Annotated in this window: 3 protein-coding genes and 1 pseudogene; all 4 read left to right on the top strand. The window is 71.6% G+C overall.

Annotated features, from left to right (window positions below; all coding sequences use genetic code 11):
* Window positions 1-863 (top strand): DNA polymerase III subunit beta (gene dnaN, locus ACJ73U_RS14055; protein WP_407778044.1); only part of this gene is annotated, 863 nt, incomplete at its 5' end.
* A 21-nt stretch (window positions 864-884) separates the two neighbouring features.
* Window positions 885-1799: a phosphogluconate dehydrogenase (NAD(+)-dependent, decarboxylating) gene (gene gnd, locus ACJ73U_RS14050; protein WP_407778043.1), complete on the top strand. Its 915-nt coding sequence runs from the start codon at window positions 885-887 to the stop codon at window positions 1797-1799.
* Window positions 1800-1831: 32 nt separating this feature from the next.
* Window positions 1832-2977, top strand: a complete 1146-nt coding sequence (gene recF / locus ACJ73U_RS14045) for a DNA replication/repair protein RecF (RefSeq protein ID WP_407778042.1) — start codon at window positions 1832-1834, stop codon at window positions 2975-2977.
* 94 nt (window positions 2978-3071) lie between these two features.
* A pseudogene (locus tag ACJ73U_RS14040) lies at window positions 3072-3347 on the top strand (hypothetical protein); the annotation flags it as partial.

Genomic DNA, 3347 nt, shown 5'->3' with positions numbered 1-3347 from the left:
TCGACGGCGCGCGGGTGTCGATCGCGTGTGGCAGCGCCAAGTTCTCGCTGCCGACCATGCCGGTGGAGGACTACCCACAGCTGCCGGCGATGCCACCCCACGCCGGCGAGCTGGCCGGTGAGGTGTTCGGCCTCGCGGTCAGCCAGGTCGCCGTCGCGGCCGGCAAGGACGACACGCTCCCGATGCTGACCGGCGTCCGCGTGGAGATCGCCGGCGACAAGCTCACGCTCGTGGCCACCGACCGGTTCCGGTTGGCGATGCGCGAGTTCGAGTGGAAGGCCGACGAGAGCATCAAGAGCCACGGCGAGCTGGCGGTGCTGGTGCCCGCCCGCACGCTCGCCGACGCGGCCAAGGCGCTCGGCACGTCCGGCAAGACGGTCGAGCTGGCGCTCGCTCCCGGCGACGGGCTGATCGGTCTGTCCGGCTCCGGCCGGCGCACCACCAGCCGCCTGCTCGACACGGAGTTCCCGCGGTACCGCCAGCTGCTGCCGAGCGAGCAGACCGCCGCCGCGATCGTCGAGGTCGGCGCGCTTGTCGAGGCGATCAAGCGCGTGTCGCTCGTGGCCGAGCGCGGTACCCAGGTCCGACTCGAGTTCGCCGACGGCGGGCTGCGCCTGTCGGCGGGCGGCGACGACGAGGGTTCCGCGGAGGAGGAGCTGTCCGTCGAGTACAACGGCGAGCCGGTGACGATCGCGTTCAACCCGAGCTTCCTCCAGGAGGGCCTCGGCGCGTTGCACGCCGACCGTGCCGAGTTGTCGTTCACGACACCGAGCCGACCGGCACTGATCAAGCCGGTGGGTGACGATGGGACCGTCACTCCGGGGTACCTGCACCTGTTGATGCCGGTACGCCTTCCCGGCTGATCGACTTTCCAGGAGGAAGTAATGCAGCTCGGTCTCGTCGGCCTCGGCCGGATGGGTTTCAACATGCGCGAGCGGATCCGCGCCGCCGGTCACGAGGTGGTCGGCTATGACCGCAACCCGGACGTGAGCGACGCCGAGTCGCTCGCGGACCTGGTGTCGAAACTGTCCGCGCCGCGGGCCGTGTGGGTGATGGTGCCGGCCGGCGACCCGACCCGGCAGACGATCGAGGAGCTGGCCGACCTGCTCGACGCCGGCGACCTCGTGATCGACGGCGGCAACTCGCGCTTCTCCGACGACACGCGCAACTCGGCGCTGCTCGCGGAGAAGGAGATCGCCTACCTCGACTGCGGGGTGTCCGGCGGTGTGTGGGGCAAGGACAACGGCTACGGACTGATGGTCGGCGGCGACGCGAAGCACGTCGAGCGAGTCATGCCGATCTTCGACGCACTGCGTCCGGAGGGGCCGCGCGAGGAGGGCTTCGCGCACGCGGGCCCGGTCGGCGCCGGCCACTACGCGAAGATGATTCACAACGGCATCGAGTACGGCCTGATGCAGGCCTACGCCGAGGGCTTCGAGCTGCTCGAGGCCGCGAAGATCATCGAGGACGTGCCGGCGACGGTCAAGGCGTGGCAGCGCGGCACGGTCGTCCGCTCGTGGCTGCTCGACCTGCTGGTCCGCGCGCTCGACTCCGACCCGGAGCTGGACGACCTGCGCGGCTACGTCGAGGACTCCGGTGAGGGCCGGTGGACCGTCGAGGAGGCGATCAACCTCGCGGTGCCGGCGCCGGTCATCTCGGCCGCGCTGTTCGCCAGGTTCCGCTCGCGGCAGGACGACTCACCCGCCATGCGTGCCGTCGCGTCGCTGCGCAACCAGTTCGGCGGGCACGCCGTGCACACGGCCGGCCCCACCTCCGGTGCGGGCAGCACGCAAGGCTGAGGTGACTGAGCGGAGCTTGCGAAGCGAACATCGTGTACGTCCGGCACTTGCAGGTCACCGACTTCCGCTCCTGGAAGCACGCGGACCTGGAGCTGGCCCCGGGACCCGCGGTGCTGGTCGGCGCGAACGGGCAGGGCAAGACCAACCTGGTCGAGGCCCTCGGCTACGCGGCGACGCTCGGCTCGCACCGGGTGGCGACCGACGCACCGCTGATCCGGCACGGCTGCTCCCGCGCGATCGTGCGGACCGCGGTCGTCAACGACGGCCGCGAGCTGACGATCGAGCTGGAGATCACCGCCGGCAAGGCCAACCGCGCGCGGGTCAACCGGGGACCGGTGCCCAGGACCAGGGACGTGCTCGGGATCCTGCGGACAGTGTTGTTCGCACCCGAGGACCTGGCGCTGGTGCGGGGCGACCCCGGTGAACGCCGCCGGTTCCTCGACGAGCTGCTGGTGTTGCGCGCGCCCCGGTACGCCGGGGTCCGCGCGGACTACGACCGGGTGCTGCGGCAGCGGAACGCGTTGCTGAAGTCGTCCGGCCACGCCCGGCGCGCGGGTTCGAAGGGCGACATCGCGACCCTGGACGTCTGGGACGGGCACCTCGCCCGGCACGGCGCCGAGCTGCTGGCCGCCCGGCTGGACCTGGTCGCCGACCTGGCCGGGCACGTCACCGCCGCGTACGCCGGGGTCGCCCCGGAGTCGCGGCCGGCGACCATCGGGTACCGCTCCGGCATCACGGACTCCTTCCCGGAGGAGTACGGCACGACCGGTCGTGCCGATGTGGAGGTGTTGACCGACGCGTTGCTCGCGGCCATGGTCGCCAACCGCGACCAGGAGCTGGACCGGGGCGTGAGCCTCGTCGGTCCCCACCGCGACGAGCTGGAGCTGACGCTCGACGAGTTCCCGGCGAAGGGCTACGCGTCGCACGGCGAGTCGTGGTCGTTCGCGCTCGCGCTGCGCCTAGGCTCCTACGAGCTGCTCCGCGCGGACGGCAACGAGCCGGTGCTCGTGCTCGACGACGTGTTCGCCGAGCTGGACCGCCGGCGCCGCGAGCGGCTCGCCGAAGTGTCGGTCGCGGCCGAACAGGTGCTCGTGACCGCCGCGGTGGCGGAGGACGTACCGGCAGAGTTGACCGGGGCTCGCTACCTTGTCGCCGACGGGGAGGTCCACCGTGAGTGATCGACAGCGAGTGACCATGCGCGGTGTGACTGATCCCACAGCTGGGGACAAACCTGTGGATAGTGTGGATAACGCTGTCACTCGGCGTCCCTCGGTGACCCCCAATGGGGGTGAATCGGGCGACCTGACCACCCAAAAGGGTGTTGATGTTGGCGCCGACTCGCGATCTACCACGGACCGTGACTATCCACAGCTGCGGGGGTCGGACCTTGCGCGGGCCGCGCTGGCTGCGGCGCGTGAGCAGACCGGCGGTCCGGCGGCGGCGCGGAAGAAGTTCGTGCCGCGCGGCGCGGGGGCGGTCGACCGGCGCCGGCGGCGCTGGTCCGGACCGGGTGCCGACGAGCGGGACCCGCAGCCGCTCGGGCGGATC

The organism is Actinophytocola sp., from assembly GCF_045807065.1.
GTDB lineage: Bacteria > Actinomycetota > Actinomycetes > Mycobacteriales > Pseudonocardiaceae > Actinophytocola.
Note: the sequence above shows the minus strand (reverse complement) of the source record. Positions and strands in the feature narration are given on the sequence as shown.

Coding starts and splice junctions, on each gene's coding strand:
- gnd (WP_407778043.1), top strand. CDS start 885: ATGCAGCTCGGTCTCGTCGGCCTCGGCCGGATGGGTTTCAACATGCGC.